This window comes from Acinetobacter sp. AL9, assembly GCF_041464035.1.
GTDB lineage: Bacteria > Pseudomonadota > Gammaproteobacteria > Pseudomonadales > Moraxellaceae > Acinetobacter > Acinetobacter towneri.
The window spans coordinates 1-288 of sequence record NZ_JAYFSK010000214.1 but is presented as its reverse complement, the minus strand read 5'-3'; the positions used below and the strand labels follow the sequence as shown (position 1 = coordinate 288).

Here is a 288-nt window from a genome sequence, read left to right as displayed (position 1 = left end):
ATAAAGTATCTGTGATCAGACGAATTAAACATGCTTCTACAGCAACTTGTACATTACCCATTTATATGGGCTTTCTCATGACAGAACCGAACTCTATTAGCTGCACACAACTTGCCGAGACTTATAATATCTCGCATGATAGTGTAAATCGCTTTCTAGAGCGTGAAGACTACACACCTCACGACCTATATCAAGAATCAATTCAACATATTGATAATAATAAACTTATAGTCAGTATTGATGATACTGTTTTAGATAAACCATATAGTCAACATATGGACTTAGTTA

At 34.4% G+C, this 288-nt stretch carries 1 pseudogene; it reads left to right on the top strand.

Annotation, left to right across the window (positions count from 1 at the left end):
* Positions 1 to 11: 11 nt before the first annotated feature.
* Positions 12 to 288: pseudogene (locus ACEO2X_RS14385) on the top strand (IS701 family transposase); the annotation flags it as partial.